Annotated in this window: 16 protein-coding genes; 6 read left to right on the forward strand and 10 right to left on the reverse strand. The window is 64.3% G+C overall.

Features of this window, described 5'->3' with window-relative positions; genetic code table 11:
* Positions 1-87: 87 nt before the first annotated feature.
* A complete protein-coding gene (locus tag AC1RUR_RS34975) occupies positions 88-711 on the reverse strand; it encodes a TetR/AcrR family transcriptional regulator (protein WP_492852596.1) in 624 nt (207 codons plus the stop codon).
* A gap of 69 nt (positions 712-780) precedes the next feature.
* Complete coding sequence (locus tag AC1RUR_RS34980; RefSeq protein WP_492852598.1) at positions 781-1,311, reverse strand: PaaI family thioesterase; 531 nt, start codon at positions 1,309-1,311, stop codon at positions 781-783.
* A 154-nt stretch (positions 1,312-1,465) separates the two neighbouring features.
* On the opposite strand from AC1RUR_RS34980, the gene AC1RUR_RS34985 reads away from it, so the two are divergent.
* The 3 genes from AC1RUR_RS34985 to AC1RUR_RS34995 all read left to right on the forward strand — a co-directional run bounded on the left by AC1RUR_RS34985 (position 1,466) and on the right by AC1RUR_RS34995 (position 5,048).
* Entirely contained in the window at positions 1,466-2,236 is a 771-nt protein-coding gene (locus AC1RUR_RS34985) for an enoyl-CoA hydratase (RefSeq protein WP_492852600.1), read from the forward strand.
* Between the two features lie 207 nt (positions 2,237-2,443).
* Positions 2,444-3,640 carry an acetyl-CoA C-acyltransferase gene (locus AC1RUR_RS34990; RefSeq protein ID WP_492852602.1) on the forward strand — a complete coding sequence of 399 codons (1,197 nt, stop codon included), beginning with the start codon at positions 2,444-2,446 and terminating at the stop codon, positions 3,638-3,640.
* Between the two features lie 112 nt (positions 3,641-3,752).
* Complete coding sequence (locus AC1RUR_RS34995; protein ID WP_492852604.1) at positions 3,753-5,048, forward strand: MFS transporter; 1,296 nt, start codon at positions 3,753-3,755, stop codon at positions 5,046-5,048.
* Here the strand turns inward: AC1RUR_RS34995 and AC1RUR_RS35000 are convergent.
* The 3 genes from AC1RUR_RS35000 to AC1RUR_RS35010 form a co-directional block, all read right to left on the reverse strand.
* Positions 5,045-6,448, reverse strand: coding sequence for a carbohydrate porin (locus tag AC1RUR_RS35000; RefSeq protein WP_492852606.1), 1,404 nt, complete (start codon positions 6,446-6,448; stop codon positions 5,045-5,047). The genes AC1RUR_RS34995 and AC1RUR_RS35000 overlap by 4 nt on opposite strands.
* Positions 6,449-6,460: 12 nt before the next feature.
* Positions 6,461-7,477 (reverse strand): transporter, encoded by a 1,017-nt coding sequence (locus AC1RUR_RS35005; RefSeq protein ID WP_492852608.1) that lies wholly within the window; start codon positions 7,475-7,477, stop codon positions 6,461-6,463.
* Between the two features lie 115 nt (positions 7,478-7,592).
* Entirely contained in the window at positions 7,593-8,375 is a 783-nt protein-coding gene (locus tag AC1RUR_RS35010) for an acetoacetate decarboxylase (RefSeq protein WP_492852610.1), read from the reverse strand.
* A 197-nt stretch (positions 8,376-8,572) separates the two neighbouring features.
* Here AC1RUR_RS35010 and AC1RUR_RS35015 point away from each other — a divergent pair, with 197 nt between their 5' ends.
* The gene (locus AC1RUR_RS35015) at positions 8,573-9,748 is read left to right on the forward strand and encodes a patatin-like phospholipase family protein (RefSeq protein WP_492852612.1); all 1,176 of its coding nucleotides are present in this window, start codon (positions 8,573-8,575) and stop codon (positions 9,746-9,748) included.
* Positions 9,749-9,939: 191 nt separating this feature from the next.
* Here the strand turns inward: AC1RUR_RS35015 and AC1RUR_RS35020 are convergent, their stop codons facing one another.
* From AC1RUR_RS35020 to AC1RUR_RS35040, 5 genes are all read right to left on the reverse strand, one after another.
* Positions 9,940-10,608 carry a TadE/TadG family type IV pilus assembly protein gene (locus AC1RUR_RS35020; protein WP_492852614.1) on the reverse strand — a complete coding sequence of 223 codons (669 nt, stop codon included), beginning with the start codon at positions 10,606-10,608 and terminating at the stop codon, positions 9,940-9,942.
* Positions 10,609-10,626: 18 nt separating this feature from the next.
* Entirely contained in the window at positions 10,627-11,178 is a 552-nt protein-coding gene (locus AC1RUR_RS35025; protein WP_492852616.1) for a TadE/TadG family type IV pilus assembly protein, read from the reverse strand.
* A gap of 9 nt (positions 11,179-11,187) precedes the next feature.
* The gene (locus tag AC1RUR_RS35030) at positions 11,188-12,615 is read right to left on the reverse strand and encodes a TadE/TadG family type IV pilus assembly protein (RefSeq protein ID WP_492852618.1); all 1,428 of its coding nucleotides are present in this window, start codon (positions 12,613-12,615) and stop codon (positions 11,188-11,190) included.
* 416 nt (positions 12,616-13,031) lie between these two features.
* Entirely contained in the window at positions 13,032-14,591 is a 1,560-nt protein-coding gene (locus AC1RUR_RS35035) for an acyl-CoA carboxylase subunit beta (RefSeq protein WP_492852620.1), read from the reverse strand.
* Positions 14,521-15,495: an IclR family transcriptional regulator gene (locus AC1RUR_RS35040; RefSeq protein ID WP_492852622.1), complete on the reverse strand. Its 975-nt coding sequence runs from the start codon at positions 15,493-15,495 to the stop codon at positions 14,521-14,523. The genes AC1RUR_RS35035 and AC1RUR_RS35040 overlap by 71 nt, the downstream gene beginning before the upstream one ends.
* Before the next feature lie 95 nt (positions 15,496-15,590).
* On the opposite strand from AC1RUR_RS35040, the gene AC1RUR_RS35045 reads away from it, so the two are divergent.
* Both AC1RUR_RS35045 and AC1RUR_RS35050 read left to right on the forward strand, forming a co-directional pair.
* The gene (locus tag AC1RUR_RS35045; RefSeq protein ID WP_492852733.1) at positions 15,591-15,812 is read left to right on the forward strand and encodes a biotin/lipoyl-containing protein; all 222 of its coding nucleotides are present in this window, start codon (positions 15,591-15,593) and stop codon (positions 15,810-15,812) included.
* A 166-nt stretch (positions 15,813-15,978) separates the two neighbouring features.
* Complete coding sequence (locus AC1RUR_RS35050) at positions 15,979-17,145, forward strand: TAXI family TRAP transporter solute-binding subunit (protein ID WP_492852624.1); 1,167 nt, start codon at positions 15,979-15,981, stop codon at positions 17,143-17,145.
* The last annotated feature ends 39 nt before the right edge of the window (positions 17,146-17,184 follow it).

The following is a 17,184-nucleotide window of genomic DNA, read 5'->3' on the forward strand; positions in this document are numbered from 1 at the left end:
TAACCCACCACTTTTGTTTCAGCGGCGACAGAAGCGGTGGGTTACGCCAGCCGACTGCGCTTTGCGCAGCCGCAAGGCTAACCCACCCTACGAATTCTGCTTCGCCTTCTTCGCCGCCGTCACCTTCGGCTCGCGCTTGGCGCCGTCGAGCGCATTGTCCTTGCCCGCCTTCAGCACCTCGTCCGAAAGCTCGCTGGAGCCGGCGATGCGCGCCAGCAACATGGTGCCGGCCATCGTCGCCAGTGTCGTGATCGCCTGCTTGCGCGCCGCCTTGCGCGGCAGGTTCGGGATGTAGTCGGTCAACATCTCGATCATCTCGTCGAGCTTGCCGGCAAAGGCTTTTCGCGTCTTCGGGCTCTCGCGGGCGATTTCGGCACCGAGCGCGGGGATCGAGCAGCCATGGCCGGGATTGTCGCGGTGCAGCGCAGAGAGATACGCCTCGGCGATCAGCATCAGCCGCTTCTCGGGCGCAACCTCATCCGTGAGCTTGCGCCAGTGCTCCATCGAACGGTCCATGGCGTAGGCAAAGGCCTCGATCACCAGCGCCTCGCGGGAATCGAAATGCGCGTAGAAGCCGCCGTGGGTGAGGCCCGCCTCCTTCATGAGGTCGGCGACGCCGATGCCGTGCGCACCCTTCTCGCGCAGCCGCACTGAGGCCTTCTTCACGATTCGGTCGTGGGTTTCCTGCTTGTGTTCCCGGGAATAGCGCATGCGCGTCTCATTGAATGTCGGAGATCATCCCATAACACAGAAATGGACCATACGGTGAATTAAATCATGTTAAGTTGTTGCGCCGATCATGGAAAAAGTTGCAGTTGCATGGACTGCGAGCGCGCCCTTGCCGTCGCGGACAAACCCCTCGGTGTAGCTGGTCTGGCGTCCCAGCTTGATGATTTTACCTTCCGCCGAGATCAGCCCGGACCGGACCGACAGCGGGCGCAGGAACGTCATTTTCAGATCGAGGGTCACTGAAGACTGCCCGGCCTCCAGCCGAGTCGAGAGGGCGCATCCCATGGCGGTGTCGATCAGCGCCGCGGCCGTCGCGCCATGCAGGAGGCCGATGGTATTTTCGAGATCCTCGCGCGGCTCCAATTCCATCACGATCCGGCCCGGCTCGACCACCGCCATGGTGAAGCCGATCAGCTTCGCGAAGGGCGGCGGCGGCAGGCGGCCGTCGCGAATGCCCAGCATGGCATCCATGCCCGACAGACCCATCGCCACTTTCGCGACCGGCGCAGGAACCTGCCAATCCACCACGCGCTCGCGCCGCTGCGTAGGCGAAAACAGGTCGAGCTGATCGTTACAGGTCATGGCGGCCTCTTTGAATGATCGTTATCATACTATGCCACGAACTTCGCGCTGGCAACTCCGCCTCCCCGGCCTGCTTGACAAGCAAGCCATTTCGGCCCGGAAGTGTTCCCGACGAATGCATCAGCGCACGTCCAACAAACGTCGAGATCCCACGATGGAAATGCTCAACAATTACTGCGGCGTGACGCGCGATGCGCGCGGCGTCGTTCACGTCGCGATCTGCAACGCCGGCCCTCTGAATATCTTGGGCTCGCCCGTGACCGACGCAGTCCGCGAAGGCCTGCAACAGCTCGCCACCGACCGCAGCATCCGCGTCGTGGTGCTGCGCGGCCAGAGCGAGAAGAGCATGATCGGCGGCGCCGACATCAAGGAGATGGCCAAGCTCGACCAGAAATCAGCCGAGGCCTTCATCAGCCGGCTGCGCGATCTCTGCGAGGCCGTGCGCCAGTTCCCTGCCCCCGTGATCGCGCGCATGCCCGGCTGGTGCCTCGGCGGCGGGCTCGAGGTGGCAGCCGCGTGCGATTTCCGGATCGCCGCGCATGATGCACATTTCGGCATGCCGGAGGTCCGCGTCGGCATCCCCTCGGTGATCCACGCCGCACTGCTGCCGCGCCTGATCGGCTGGGCTCGCGCACGCTGGCTGGTGATGACCGCGGAGAACATCGACGCGCCGACGGCGCTGGCCTGGGGTCTGGTCGACAAGGTCGCGCCGGAGGGCGGCTTGGACGCGGAGGTCGAACATCTCGTGACCGCTCTGCTCGAATGCGGCCCGGAGGCGCTGCGGTCGCAGAAAGCGCTGCTGCGGCAATGGGAGGAGCTGCCGCTGACGGAGTCGGTGAACCTCAGCATCAAGGTGTTCGGCGAGTCGTTCCTGACGGACGAGCCGACGCGGCTGATGGGCGCGTTTGTGAACCGGAAACGGTAGGCGGCAGGCCTCGCGCTACAGGACGCCTGTTTGTTAGCACTGTCCTGAAAGCTACCCTCGGTGTCGTCCCGACAAAGGCCTTTCGGCTCTCATCAACAAATCTCATGCGAACGGCAAGATTTTCTCATGCGGGGCGCGGTTGCATTTTTTGCGCCGCATCATATGATGACTATAATCTTACACACCGTCATCGCAGGGAGTTCCGTCATGGCCGAAGCCGCCGATCCCGTCGTCATCGTCTCCGCCGCCCGCACCCCGCTCGGCCGCTTCATGGGCGAGTTGTCGCCCCTAGCTGCGCACAAGCTCGGATCCCATGTGATCGGCGTTGCGCTGGAGCGCGCCAAGCTCGCGCCCGAGAAGGTCGACGAGGTCTTCATGGGCTGCGTGCTGCCGGCTGGACAAGGCCAGGCGCCGGCGCGGCAGGCTGCGCGCGCAGCCGGGCTGCCCGATGCGACCGGCGCCACCACGGTCAACAAGGTCTGCGGCTCCGGCATGAAGGCGACGATGCTGGCGCACGACATCATCCGCGCCGGTTCGGCCGACATCGTGGTCTCCGGCGGCATGGAGAGCATGAGCAACGCGCCCTATCTGCTCGCAAAAGCACGCGGCGGCTATCGCGTCGGCCATGACCGTATCATCGATCACATGATGATGGACGGACTGGAGGACGCCTACGAGACCGGCCGCTCCATGGGCGATTTCGGCGAGGCCACGGCGGAAGCCTACCAATTCACCCGCAAGGACCAGGACGCCTATGCGATGGAGACGCTGAGCCGCGCCCGCAAGGCGGTCGAGGGCGGTGCCTTCAAGGCCGAGATCGCGCCGATCACGCTGACCGAGAAGGCCGGGCCCCGCGTCATCGCCAACGACGAGCATCCGCTGAAGGTCGATCCCGCCAAGATCCCCGGCCTCAAGCCAGCGTTCCGCGCCAACGGCACCATCACGCCCGCGGCCTCCTCCGCCAATGCCGACGGCGCTGCTGCCCTGGTGCTGGCGAAGCGCTCGCTGGCCGATCGCAGCGGTCTTCCGGCCCTCGCCGTGATCAAGGGCCACGCCACCCACAGCCAGGAACCGCAATGGTTCACCACGGCGCCGATCCCGGCGATCCGCAAGCTGCTCGACAAGGTCGGCTGGAGTGCCGGTGACGTCGACCTGTTCGAAATCAACGAGGCGTTTGCCGTGGTGGCGATGGCGGCGCAGCGCGATCTCGGCATTCCCCGCGACAAGCTCAACGTCAACGGCGGCGCCTGCGCGCTCGGTCATCCCATCGGCGCTACCGGCGCGCGGTTGATCGTGACGCTGCTGCATGCGCTCGAGGCGCAGAACCTCAAGCGCGGCGTCGCGGCGCTCTGCATCGGCGGAGGCGAGGCGACCGCGATCGCGGTGGAGCGGCTCGCGCACTAAGGCGTGGCGTCCGAAAATGAGGGAAGTCTGTCATTTCAGACTTCCCGCTTCCATGCCAGACTGCAACAATGACGCGGGTTTCCCTGAGCCTGCCAACCACGATTGAGGGGCGATGATTTCGAACTGGCTCGCGGCAACACTCAGCCGCCGCAATATCCACTACGGCTGGGTGATGGTCGGCGTGACCTTCCTCGCCGCGCTGATCAGCGCCGGCACGGTCGGCGCGCCCGGCGTGTTCATCGTTCCGCTGCAGAAGGAGTTCGGCTGGAGCACCGCGGAGATCTCCTCCGCGCTCTCGATCCGCTTCATCCTGTTCGGGCTGATGGCGCCGTTCGCCGCCGCCCTGCTGAACCGCTACGGCCTGCGCAACGTCACGCTGACGGCACAGCTGATCGTGGTCTCGGCGCTGGTGCTCTCGCTCGGCATGACCGAGGTCTGGCAGCTCGTCGCGCTCTGGGGCGTCGTGATCGGCATCGGCACCGGCATGACTGCGCTGGTGCTGGGCGCCACCATCGCCACGCGCTGGTTCGCGGCACGCCGAGGTCTCGTCATCGGCATCTTGACCGCGAGCGTCGCTACCGGCCAACTCGTGTTCCTGCCGCTGCTCGCGAGCATGACTGAACGTTACGGCTGGCGCCTTGCGCTGGGATTCGTCTGCATCGCGCTTGGCGTTTCCGCATTCGCCGTGCTGCTCGTGATGCGCGACCGGCCGAGCGATGTCGGCCTGCGTCCGTTCGGCGACGAAGGCACCGAGCCGCTGCCCGCCCCGCCGGTCAATCATGGCTCGATCACGGCCGTCGCACTCGGCACGCTGCGCGACGCCTCCAAGTCAGCTGCGTTCTGGATCCTGTTTGCGACCTTCTTCGTCTGCGGCGCCTCGACCAACGGCCTTGTCCAGGTGCACCTGATTCCGATGTGTCTCGATTTCGGCATCCCGCAGGTGCAGGCGGCCAGCCTGCTCGCGGCGATGGGGATCTTCGATTTCTTCGGCACCATCATGTCGGGCTGGCTGTCGGATCGCTACGACAATCGCTACCTGCTGTTCTGGTACTACGGCCTGCGCGGGCTCTCGCTGATTTTCCTGCCCTTCAGCGATTTCTCGTTCTATGGACTGTCGATCTTCGCGATGTTCTACGGGCTCGACTGGATCGCCACGGTCCCGCCGACGGTGCGCCTCACCGCGCAAAAATTCGGACCCGAGCGTGCCAATCTGGTGTTCGGCTGGGTTTTTGCCGGCCATCAGCTCGGCGCCGGCACGGCGGCGTTCGGTGCTGGTTTCTCGCGGACGGTCTATCAGAGCTATCTGCCCGCCTTCTTCATCGCCGGCGCACTCTGCGTGTTCGCCGCGCTGATCGTGCTGGCGCTGTCGCGGCAGCCGAAGGCCGAACCGAAGCCGGCGATGGCCTAATACCTGATCGTGGTGGTGACGCCGAACACTGCGGCGTCACCGATCCGCGACACTCCGGTCGGATCGTTCGGGTTCGGGATGCCGCCGGAGGGGCGGAACACGTACTGGAAGTAAGGCGCGACCAGCCAGCCCGGCTTGATATGCGCCTCGTAGATCATCTCGATCAGCGTCTCGTTGCTGCGCACCGGGCCCCGGACGCCGGTGTAGACATTCGTATCGAGATCGAGATTGCGCGCGGTGTTCGAGATCCGCATATAGGCCATCGCCACGCCGAAGCGGTCGAGCGGACGGCCGGGTGTGAAGCCGACGAAGCCGATGCCGCCATCGAGATAGAGGTCGATCAGATTGCGGTCCGGCGGGCTGTAGGCGATGCGGCCGAACGCGGTGATGCCGGGGATCGAGGCCGACGTAGAGTTGTCCTTCACCTCCGGTGGACGGTAGAGCACCTGCTCGATCACCGCGAAGATCCCGTAATTGCCGCGAAGCTTTGCGGGAATGCCGCTTCCAGAGGGATCCGCAATCGACTGGCCTTCCGCGGTGAAACGCTGGCTGTCGAAGGAGCCATAATGCTTCCAGGCGCCCGGCGTGACATTGCCGGCGAGCGGACGTCCCCCGATATCGATGTCGTAGTTGAAGCGGACCTGCCCGATCACCCAGGGCGGGTCGTTGACGCGGAAGGCGAGGCCGTGATGGTCGCGCAGTTGCGGATCGGCATCGCCCGGCCCTGACGGATCGCCGTTGAACACCGCACCGTAGGCGGTGATCTTGTCGGTCAAAGCGGCCTTGACGCGAAGACCGGGCACCGCGATCGGCGGCGCCGGGCCGCCGGCCGGAAGGTTGGACGCCTTGATCGCCGGCCAGCCGAAGGTGCCGTTGATGAAGAGGTCGTCGGTCTGGCTGTCGAAGAACTCGACATCGGCGGCCTGCTGGCCGACCCTGATGTTCAGGCGGTCGTCAAGGAGGCTCTGCTCGAAATAGGCGTTGTAGAGCCGCTGGTCCGGCAGCGCCTCGATCTCGCTGATCGCGGCGAGGTTTTGCACGTAGTTGCGCGAGAGCCCGCGACCGTAGACCACGAAGGCATTGGCGTAGAAGCGGCCGCCGCTCCAGCCGACCAGCTTGTCGAGATCGGCGTCGACCGACAGATCGAGGCGACCGAAATGGATGGCGCCGCGCCTCACGCCGCCGGAGGCGTTGGCGATGTTGTCGGCGATATAGGTCGCACCGAAATTCAGGCCCTTGCTGGCGAGCCCGTCGTGCCATTCGTTGAACCATTTTGGGGCCAGCCACGCGGCTGCACTCTCGTCCTTGGCGCCCGCGAACGCAGCGGTGCTCGCCACTGTTGAAGCCAGCGCAATCGCGCTCACGCATCGCAACGGAGACTGATGGGCAAGCCAGCTCACGATCGACGCACGCTATCCAAAAATGCCCTTGCGCCGCATGAACAGATAGGCCGCACCGACCGACGAGGCCATCAGCACCGCCGCCCAGAGAAACCCGCTCTCGACATCGGTCAGCGGCAGGCCCTTGGTGTTCATGCCGAAGATGCCGGTGATCAGCGTCGGCGGCAGCAGCAGCGAGGTCACGATGGAGAGGGTGTGGAGATGGCGGTTGCTCTCCTCCTCGTTCTTGAAGCGCAGCTCCTCCTCGAGCAGGCGGCTGCGCTCGCGCAGCTCGACGATGTCATGATCGAGTCCATCCAGCCGCTGCGCCAGCTTGCCGGCGTGAATGCGAAGCCCGGGCGAGAGATGATCGGTGTTCTTCTGGTCGAGGCGGTGGAACAGCACGCGCAATCCCGTGAGCTGGCGATGCAGCCTGACGCAGGTGCGGCGCAGGCGGCCGAGATTGCGGCGCATCTCCGGCTTGGCGTCATCGGCCAGAATCCGCTCCTCGATGCTGTCGATCTCCTGGCCGAGCTTGTCGGCCAAGCGGTCCAGCGTGTCGGCGACCTCGTCGACGATCTTTTCCAGGAGATGGGCGACATTGTCGACACGGTAGCCGCCCTCGAGCACCCGGCGCGTCGCATCCGCCGAGCACAGTGCCTGATGCCGGCCGCTGACCAGCAGATGCTCGGTCATGGCGAAGCGCAGGAACGCGGTCTCCTCCGTCGCGCTGTCGATGTCGCGCACGAGGTCGGAGAATACGCCGTAGACGCAATGGTCGATGACATGGAGCTGCTGGAACGTGTCGTTCGACAGCAGCAATTCACGGGCAAGCGGCGGCAGCGTCGATGCCGCAATCCACGGCCGGGTGCGGGCATCGGTCAGGTTGAAATGCAGCCAGAGCCGGCCGTCATGGCTGAGCTCGATCGGACGGTCGATCGGCAGCGCCTCGGTGCTGCCGTCGCCGTGCAGGCGGAACGCCCACACCAGACCGGAAATGGCCGGCGCAGGATCCGACGTCGCGCTGACAAGCTTTGCCGGCTCAGCCATGGCCAACCCCAACCGTCAACAGATGCCCAGTCTCCGGACGATGGCTGACGGCATCTTCCGGATCCATGCGGGTACTCAATTACGGCTTTGTTACAGCTTGATGATGGGGACCGCCCTACTCCGCGGCCAGCCCCGTCGCGGCCGCCGCCTCGGCTTCCCTGATGTAATCGTGCACGACGCGGCCGAACGGCAGCGTCAGATCGGCGATGTAGTGATGCGCGCCGACGACGCGGCGGACCGGGAAATCGGCAACCGGCGCATTGACGTGCGGCACGAGGTGAAGACGTCCCGGCCCCATCCACGAGCCCTTCGGCACGATGTCGACGAGGTTGATGGCAACGAGCTGGCAGACCTCGAGGCGGCCGTCGACGCCCGGGATCATCTTCAGATTGATTTGCGTCTTCGACAGCGTGGCGCGGGTGAGATCGCCGTTGCCGGCCATGCTCTCGTGCTTGTAGCCCATCGTGCCCATGGCAACGAGCTGGCCGGCATATTCCAGCGTGCCGGTCAGCGTGTCCTTGACGATCTCGAGTTTCGGATGGGCGTACTTCTTGGGGAAGCCCCAGATCTCGCGGCCCGCGGCGATCGGCGGATCGTCGTCCAGATACATCTGCGAGACGAAGTTGACCTCTTCGCCGTGCAGGCGCGCCGGGATGACGAGGCCGGACTCGGTGTAGCTGCCGAAGCCGGAGGAGTCCGGCATCCTGATCCATTCGTAATGCACGATCGGCTGGTCGATCGGCTCCAGCGGCTCGGGCAGGCCGGCGCGGATCAGGTCCGGATCGGTCTCGTAGGTGATGACGAGGAATTCGCGGTTGACGAAGCGATAGGGCCCGGCCGGATAGCTCGGCCCCGCGGCCGGCATCGACGGAAGTCTCAGCACGTCTTCCCTGCGCATCGCGTCTCTCCTGTGATCCGTTCGGCCGGAAGTGCTAGCGGTCGTCATTGACTGCGATGTGAAGGTTTTCCGTCAGTCGCGCGACCCGGCCATTCCAGGCGAGGCTGGTCTGCATGCACACGCTGCATCGGCGCCGCCGTTGTCATCACGGCGTCACCGCCGGACGCAATCGTTTTGCGAGGCAGGAGATACCAGTCATGGACGCCCGCACGTCGCAACCGGCTTATCAGACCCATCAGCCTCCCGTGCGAGGCTGGCGCCCCGAACGCTGCGACCGCGTCGCGCTGGTGCTGCAAGGCGGCGGCGCGCTCGGCGCCTACCAGGCCGGGGTCTATCAGGCGCTGCACGAGGCCGGCATCGAGCCCGACTGGGTCTGCGGCGTTTCAATCGGTGCAATCAACTCGGCCATCATCGCCGGCAACAGGCCGGAGAAGCGGCTGGATGCGCTGCGCACCTTCTGGGAGCGCATCACCGACCGCAAGATCTGGCACTACACGCCCGATGGCGACGTCTTCCGCCAATGGCGCAACCTCACCAGCGCGTGGATGACGTCGGCGATGGGCCAGCCCGGCTTCTTCACCCCGCATCAGGTCAATCCCTGGTTCAGCCCGGTCGGCGCCAGGACCGCGACGAGCTATTACGACACGACGCCGCTCAAGGAGAGCCTGCGCGAGCTCGTCGACTTCGACCTCATCAACGAGAAGAAGGTTCGCTTCGCGGTCGGCGCGGTGAACGTGCTCTCGGGCAACTTCATCTATTTCGACAACGCCCATGACGAGATCGGGCCGGAGCACATCATGGCCTCCGGCGCCCTGCCCCCGGCGCTACCGATGGTGCGGATCGGCACCGATCATTTCTGGGACGGCGGCATCGTCTCCAACACCCCGCTGCAGCACCTGCTCGACCAGGAGGACGCGCTCAACTCGCTGGTGTTCCAGGTCGACCTGTTCAGTGCCCGCGGCGTGCTGCCGCGTTCGATCCAGGACGTGATGGCCCGCCACAAGGACATCATGTATTCCTCGCGCACCCGCCACAACACCGACGTCTATCGCCGCACGCACAATCTCAAGGTCCTGCTCTACAAGGCGCTGGCGAAGCTGCCGGAGGAACAGCTCTCCGACGAGGAACGCCAGCTCAAGACCAGCCTCAGCCATATGCCGGAGATCGCGATCCTGCATCTGATCTACCAGCAGAAGGCCTATGAGGGCGACGCCAAGGACCATGAGTTCTCGGGCACCTCGATGCGCGAGCACTGGGCAAGCGGCTTTGAGGACACCAGGCGCACGCTGAAGCGGCGCGACTGGATCAAGATGCCGGAGCAAGGCATGGGGCTCGTGGTGCACGACGTGCACCGGGAGACGGAGAGCGCCTGAGGAGCGCTTCGGGCGAAGCTCTCAAGCAAAAAGTAAAAAACAACCCCATGCACAGTAGACGGGCGTGGAACATCAAAGACTTACGATTTACCGAAGAAAAACTTGACCCGTCGGGCAAAACAGGGGCATGATGTCAACGTCCCCGATCTCCGACAGGGCCTGCCAACGAAGCGCGTGGCCCCGTCGCGAAGCTAGCAGGTCTTCAGTTGCAGATGCTGGATGCACGTGCACGTCGTCGTCGACGACGAGCTGTACTTCACGTCGTAATACGGAAAGTTCGACGTGGCCGGGCTGTTGGTCGAGCAGCGCGGGAAGAGGTAATAGCTGTCGGTCAGCTTGACGGTGCCGCTGATCGTGTAACCGAGGTTGGGCGTGTAGTTGTAGGACACTTCGCTCAGAATGAGCGAGATGTTGGCATTGTTCGGATTATTCGGATCTGGTGCGGTAAACGACGACAAGATCATCGGGTCACCCGACTTCCTCTTTCCCGTCGTGCTGGTCGACTCGCTCCATTGAACTGTCGCGTTGCCATTGCCGTCGGTGGAGACTTGGGACACCGTGATCGTAATGAGTGAGGCCCCGCCGGCGTCCGTAACGGGATAAGGCGCCATGATTGCCTTCGCGGCGCCGAGAATGGCTTGCATGCGAGCCGCGCTGACCTGCGTATTCTGAGAAACCATGTCACCGACAGAATGCGCAGTGGCGCTGACCTTGACGTTCATGGCCAAGCCGTTGCCGAGCTCGACGCCGCCGACATAGAGCACCAGCATGAACGGGACCACGATGGCGAACTCGGTCGCTGCAACACCACGAACGTCAGTCCAAAGGTGCCGCGCGCGAAACGACAGGCCGGCGATCATAGCTGACTCCTTCTGCGATTACGGCTCATTCTGGAAAGCGGCGGACGCCATGATCTGCCGGTTGCCGTCCGAAAGATTTGAGAGATTGAAACCGAGCGGCCCAAGAACGACCGGCCAGATGTATGTCACCCGGAGAACGACGATATCGCCGACATCGCCCGGGTTGAACTGCCAGGTATTCGTGACTGCTCCGTTGCTGTCGAAAGTCAGGGTGGGCAAGGCCGTGTTCGCCGCAGACCATGAATTGGCAACCTGCAGGTCGACCATCAGGCCTTGGCAGGTGAAGAACAGCACGACCTGATCGCAGACCTTCTGCTTGAATGCAGCCTGCGTCATCCCCTGATCCTTCACCTGCCCGGTCATCACCAGGCGACTCGATTGACGCACCACGGATTCGAGCAATTCCTGAGCGAAGAAAACCAGAAACGTCTGGATGAGGGCGATGATGAGGGCGAGGAACGGGGCCGCGACGAGCGCGAATTCGACCGCCGTGGCTCCCTTGCTGTCCCCGGCGAAAGCGGCGCAGCGATCGCGGCGTCTCTTCCTTGTTGCAACGTTCAGTCGGGTCATGGCGCTTCCCTACTGCACGAGATTGGCGGTGCTGGACGCGACCTTGATGAAGAGGTTGGTCAGCGCCGCGGAAATGTCGCCACCCGTCTGCACGCTCGCATACAGGCCGGGCGATGCGCACGATTGCAGCCGTTGCGCGATCATGCCCGTTGACGAGGACGGATTGTTGAACTGCGCGATCCGGGTGTTGTACCAACTTTCGGTCGGCAGCGGCAGATACTCGGTATAGAGCACCGCGATGCGAATGCCGCGGTTCTTGATCGTCGTGCAGATCGCCGTGTCGAGCGGCTGCTGGCACCGCAAGGTCGTCGAGTTGGCCGAAGGAAGCGCATAGGTGGCATTGGCGTCGCAGGTGCCGCCCGTCTTCGGGATGAGCTTGTCCTCGACTCCGTCGGTGACGAGGAAGACCACCTCCTGCGGCGTATCGCCCGACTGGTTGGTGCCGCTGCCCGGCGCAGGCATCACGTTGTTGACGCCGGTGAGCCCGTTCGAAATATCCGTGCCGTAGTCGGTGGTGTAGACGCAGTTGCCCTTGCTGTCGAGAATGGGGCAGTTCTGGTGGTCGACCGTCAGGAGTTGAATGTTGCCGATCTTGGTGCCGGCGGTGGTCGGCGTGGTCAGCGTCTGGATCGTGTTCAGGCCATAGTCGAAGGTGTAGATGGCAGCCTTGTAGGTCGTGTTGTTGAGCGCCGCCATGCACTGCATGACGCCGCCCGAAACGCCCGACTGCGGGCACGCCCAGGGCCCGACCATCAGCTGCGTAACGGCGTTCGTCACGAGATCGATGCGCAGCGTGACGTTGTTCGCACGCGCGACGGTGAGATTGTCCTTGTTCGTCGAGCTGGGATTTGCGTTGTTGGGGTGCGTCTCGTGGCAGGCAAACGCGCAATTTTTCGCGTAGCTGGGCTGGTTCTTCGTGGCGGCGATCATGTTGTCGATGGCGGTCTGCGTCGCAGCAATCGCCATCGACGGCGAGTCATCCAGCAACAGGTAGAAGTTCATGTTGGGCGCGCTCGACGCCTTCGCCGTCGCGGAGCCGCCGATCTGCCAGGTCTGCCGGCCGAGAACGCCGGCGAAGTTGTTGACGGACTGCGCGGTGTAGGAAACCGTGATGCTCCGCGCGAGCCCGGAATCGACGACATTGACCGTCGGTGTCGGGGTCGACGCCAGCCCCTTGAGATTCGCCTTCGCGGCAAACACGGCTTCCGCGGTCGCCTTGACCACGGAGGTGTCGGTCTGCGTCAGCATCGCCGGCCTCACGGCCGCGATGGCGGCAGCGTCGGCGGCCGCGTTCAACTGCTCCCGCTGGCGAATGGCCAGCGTATAGTCGAGCGCCATGCCCAGCAGAAAGATGGTGGGGACCATCATCAGCGCGAAGATGATGGCAACGTTGGCATTCCGGTCGCTCGCGAAACGGAGCACTACGCGGAGGAGCATGGTCTGACCCTGGTTGCCGTCGTTGCGGCGGAGACACTTCCCTTAATTCGTGTGATCGGAGCAAATGGCGGGATTTTCAGCCCTTTTCTGGCCTGATCACGGGCCGGACTATGGAGATGGGCTTCTTAATCAACGCTTACGGGCAATCCACAAACACGGACTGCAACAGACTGAAATGCCCCCTGTTGAGAGGGCATCATTAACGCGAAATAAACGGGTTCCCGGAGATTGAAGCGATGGCGTTCGGGGGGAGCGAGACGGGGCGTCCCCCGCAAAACGTCATCCCGGCAAGAGCCGGGAACTCCCTGCTGGAGCGCCTGGCCCAAACCGCCGTCCGTGATCCCCGGCCAGCCACGTCAGGGGGAATGATGCGAGAATGCGAGGGGGCGCGCCTTCGGTCCGCAGCGATCCCGCGCCTACGGCCTGATCGTCATGTTCTCCGGCGGCCCCGGCTTGCGCAGCGGCTCGGCCAGCCGCGCGAACTCGCACAGCAGCGACCGTGTCTTCCTGGGATCGATGATCTCCTCGACCCAGAATTTCTCGGCCGAGCGGAACGGCGAGCGCAGCTTGTTGAGGCGCTCCTGGATCTCCTGCAGCTTGCCTGCCTTGTCCTCGGCCGCGTCGATGTCGGCGCGGTAGGCGGCTTCGATACCGCCTTCGAGGGGCAGCGAGCCCCAATAGGCCGAGGGCCAGGCGTAGCGGATCGAGAAGCGGTCGGCGGGCTGATGCACCACGCCGGCGACACCGAAGGCGTTGCGCAGGATCACGGTGCACCAGGGCACCGTGGTCTGGTTGACCGCGGCCATGGCGCGGACACCGTGGCGGATCGTGGCCGCCTTCTCGGCATCGAGGCCGATCATGAAGCCGGGGCAGTCCATGAGATAGACGATCGGCAGATGGAAGGTCTCGGCGAAGTCGACCCAGCGCACCACCTTCTGGCACGCATCCGCCGTCCAGGAGCCGCCATAGTGAAAACTGTCACTGGCGAGCAGCAGCACCGCCCGGCCCTCGAGCCGGGCAAGACCGACGATAACAGGTCTGCCGAAATTGGAGCCGACCTCGAAGAACGAGCCCTTGTCCACGACCTGCTCGATGATCGGCCGCATCTTGTAAACCTGCTTTCGGTTGCGCGGCACCGCATTCATCAGCGCTTCCTCGCTGCGCTCCGGACTGTCGGCGCAGGGCACGGTCGGCGGCAATTCGTAGACCGACGACGGCAGATAGGACAGGAAGCGCCGCGCGCAGGCGAACGCCTCTTCTTCCGTGTCGACGGCATGATCGATCGCGCCGGCGCGGGTCTGGATATCCGCGCCGCCGAGCTCCTCCTTCGAGAGGTCCTGCCCCAGCGCTTTCACCACCGGCGGGCCCGCGACGAACATCGCGGACTTCCGGGTCATGATAGAATAGTGGCTGGCGGCAAGACGCGCCGCACCAAGCCCCGCGACCGAGCCGAGGCCGAGCGCGACCACGGGCACGCGCGACAGGTTTTCGGTCGTGAAGCGATACCAGCGCGTGCCGCCGATGCCGCCCGGCAAATTCGCAGCACCCTTGGTCTCGATGGTCTTGACCGAGCCGCCGCCGCCGGAGCCTTCGATGATGCGGACGATGGGCAGACGTAAATCGTGCGCCATCTCCTCCGCCATCAGCGGCTTTGCGGAGATCGAGGCATCCGCCGAACCGCCGCGCACGGTAAAATCGTCGCCGACCACGACCACGGTGCGGCCGTCGACGCGGGCGCGGCCGAACACGCAGTTCGCCGGCGTCAATTTCTGCAACTCGCCGCTGGAATTGTACTCACCGATGCCGGAGACGGCACCGATCTCGTGAAAGCTGCCTTTGTCGATCAGCTTGTCGATGCGCTCCCGAACAGTCAGCCGGCCCTGGTCATGCTGTCGCTTGACCTTGTCAACGCCGCCCATCTCCCGCGCGAAGGCTTCGCGCCGGGCGAGCTCGTCGAGTTCCGGCTTCCAGTTCATTCACTCCCTCCGAATTGATCGGCTTGTTATTGTTGTGCACGGCCATTGCGACCGGTTTACGCGGGATGCGGCTGTTGAAGACGTCGCCTTCCGCGCCCTCCATCAGGCTGCCGAGCGAGCGGCCAAGCGCGAGCATCAGCGGCGCGACTTCGGCATGCAGACGCTGCTCGTCATACATCGCCGACAGAAGACCGATCGTGATGACGACGAAGGTCTGGTACTGCGGCGACCAGATCGGCACCGCGAGGCCGTTGATGTGCGGGCTCCACAGGCCGCAGGCCACGACATAACCGCGCTCGCGCAGCGACTGCCTGTTGGCCTCGATGCGGGGCCGCAGGATTTTCGCAGCCTCGGGGGCTTCGCGCTCCATGTCCGCAATGAAGGCATCGCCGACCTCGGGCGCCAGTGCCGCGGTGTAGGCCGCGCCCGCGGCAGTGGATGCCATCGAGATGCGGCTGCCGGTGCCCTCGTGCAGGCCGAGGGCGGTCGCCGAGCGCGCGAACTGGAGATAGACGAGATGGAAGCGATCGGGGACGACGAAGCCGACCGTGCCCGGAAGCTGCTCGGCCACTTCCTGGAGCCGCTGGCGGATCATGCTGCGCAGCTGCGCGCCCTTCATCATCGAGGCGCTCATCGCCACCGCGCTCGGGCCGATGCGATATTTCTGATCGCGCGGCAGATACACCAGCTGGCCCATGCGCGTCAGCGTGTGCGTGAGCCGCGACACGGTCGAGCGCGGCAGGCCGCAGCGATTTGAAATCTCGAGATTGCCGAGCCTGCTATCGTGGCCCTCGAAGCATCGCAACACGTCGAACGCGCGCGACACCACCTGGATGACATCACCTTCACCGGCATCACCGACGAGGATTCCTTGCCTACTCAACCGCTCCGAACGTCGTCCCATGTTCCCTACCAGCTGTTCCGCTCTGCGGAATTAAATTCCGCTTGCAGAAGAAACTACCTCAGGCATTTTGCGACCACAACAAAAAGGCGATTGGCATGCCAGAAATAAAGATCGTCACTGAAGTCGCGGGACGCATCTGCGCAACTCCCGTGCAAGTTGGAGGAACCGTGGCGGATGGCGACGACGTTGTGGTGGTCGAGGCCATGAAGATGGAGATACCCGTCCCTTCGCCCGCGAGCGGCACGATCACCTCGCTTCTGGTCGAGCTCGACGATGTCGTTGCCGAAGGACAGGCGATCGCGATCGTCGCGAACTGACTGCATTATCCCTGGCTTCCGCGACAATCTGTCTGCCTCGTTGCTGCGTTCGCGGTACGGCGTTGCCATCGCTTGATCGCGATGACATGATCTGTTTCAAACAAATCTTGTTTCAAACAAAGAAAGAAAATCTTCGCGGCAAACGCGAGGATCATTGGAGGGAAACATGTTTCGTGGGCTGCTCGTGCTCGCGCCTGCCTTGGTTGCGGGCATTTCTTTTGCGTCTACACGCTATGCGTTCGCCGAAGACATCAAGCTGCCGGCGACATTGACGTTCACCGCCTATGACACCGGCACCGCCGGCTTCAACATCGCGGTCGGCGTCGGCAAGATGATGAAGGACAAATACGGCACCGACGTGCGCGTGCTGCCGGCCGGCAACGACGTCGCGCGGCTCGCGCCGCTGCGCGCCAAGCGCGCGGTCACCGCGGCGATGGGATCTGGCACCTATTTCGCGCAGGAGGGCGTGTTCGAGTTCGGCAGCAAGGAATGGGGGCCGCAGCCGCTCCAGATCCTGCTCTCGACGGTCGACTGCAATTGCGGCTCGCTCGCCGTCGCCGCCGACACCGGCGTCAAGGAGCTGAAGGACCTCAAGGGCAAGCGCGTCGGCTTCGTGGTCGGCTCGCCGGCACTGAACCAGAATTCGCTCGCAGTCCTTGCCTTCGCCGGACTGACGCAGAAGGACGTCAAGGTCGTCGAGTTCGCCAGCTACGGCGCGATGTGGAAGGGCCTGATCAACAACGACACCGATGCCGCCTTCGGCACCACCATCACCGGCCCCGCCAAGGAAGCCGAGACCTCGCCGCGCGGCCTGATCTGGCCGCCGCTGCCGGCCAAGGACAAGGAGGGCTGGGCGCGGATGCAGAAGGTCGGCTCGTTCTTCTTCCCGCAGCTTGCGACCTGTGGCGCCGGCATCTCGCCCGAGAAGCCCGTTGAACTCGGCAACTACCCCTACCCGATCTTCGTCACCTATGCCTCGCAACCCGCCGACCAGGTCTATGCCGTCACCAAGGCGATGATCGTGAACTACGATGCCTACAAGGACTCCGCGCCCGGCGCCGGCGGGCTTGCCGCCGACCGGCAGACCAAGAACTGGGTCGTGCCGGTGCATCCCGGCGCGGTGAAGGCGCTGAAGGAAGCCGGACAATGGAGCGAGGCGCAGGAGGCACACAACAACAAGCTGATCAAGCGCCAGGAGGTGCTTGGCGCCGCCTGGGCGGATTACGGCAAGTCCAACCCGCCCGCGGACGACAAGCCATTCCTCGAGGGCTGGATGAAGGCGCGCGCGGCGGCGCTCGCCAAGGCCGAGATGGTGAACGGGTTCGAGGACTAGAGCGTGGTGAGATCGGGCTTGATCGTGGCCATGCGCGAG

Source organism: Bradyrhizobium sp. GW821-FHT12B03 (assembly GCF_058807535.1).

Coding starts and splice junctions, on each gene's coding strand:
- AC1RUR_RS35040 (WP_492852622.1), bottom strand. CDS start 15,495: ATGGGACGACGTTCGGAGCGGTTGAGTAGGCAAGGAATCCTCGTCGGT.
- AC1RUR_RS35035 (WP_492852620.1), bottom strand. CDS start 14,591: ATGAACTGGAAGCCGGAACTCGACGAGCTCGCCCGGCGCGAAGCCTTC.
- AC1RUR_RS34980 (WP_492852598.1), bottom strand. CDS start 1,311: ATGACCTGTAACGATCAGCTCGACCTGTTTTCGCCTACGCAGCGGCGC.
- AC1RUR_RS34975 (WP_492852596.1), bottom strand. CDS start 711: ATGCGCTATTCCCGGGAACACAAGCAGGAAACCCACGACCGAATCGTG.
- AC1RUR_RS35025 (WP_492852616.1), bottom strand. CDS start 11,178: ATGACCCGACTGAACGTTGCAACAAGGAAGAGACGCCGCGATCGCTGC.
- AC1RUR_RS35005 (WP_492852608.1), bottom strand. CDS start 7,477: ATGGCTGAGCCGGCAAAGCTTGTCAGCGCGACGTCGGATCCTGCGCCG.
- AC1RUR_RS35030 (WP_492852618.1), bottom strand. CDS start 12,615: ATGCTCCTCCGCGTAGTGCTCCGTTTCGCGAGCGACCGGAATGCCAAC.
- AC1RUR_RS34985 (WP_492852600.1), top strand. CDS start 1,466: ATGGAAATGCTCAACAATTACTGCGGCGTGACGCGCGATGCGCGCGGC.
- AC1RUR_RS34995 (WP_492852604.1), top strand. CDS start 3,753: ATGATTTCGAACTGGCTCGCGGCAACACTCAGCCGCCGCAATATCCAC.
- AC1RUR_RS35020 (WP_492852614.1), bottom strand. CDS start 10,608: ATGATCGCCGGCCTGTCGTTTCGCGCGCGGCACCTTTGGACTGACGTT.
- AC1RUR_RS35010 (WP_492852610.1), bottom strand. CDS start 8,375: ATGCGCAGGGAAGACGTGCTGAGACTTCCGTCGATGCCGGCCGCGGGG.
- AC1RUR_RS34990 (WP_492852602.1), top strand. CDS start 2,444: ATGGCCGAAGCCGCCGATCCCGTCGTCATCGTCTCCGCCGCCCGCACC.
- AC1RUR_RS35045 (WP_492852733.1), top strand. CDS start 15,591: ATGCCAGAAATAAAGATCGTCACTGAAGTCGCGGGACGCATCTGCGCA.
- AC1RUR_RS35015 (WP_492852612.1), top strand. CDS start 8,573: ATGGACGCCCGCACGTCGCAACCGGCTTATCAGACCCATCAGCCTCCC.
- AC1RUR_RS35050 (WP_492852624.1), top strand. CDS start 15,979: ATGTTTCGTGGGCTGCTCGTGCTCGCGCCTGCCTTGGTTGCGGGCATT.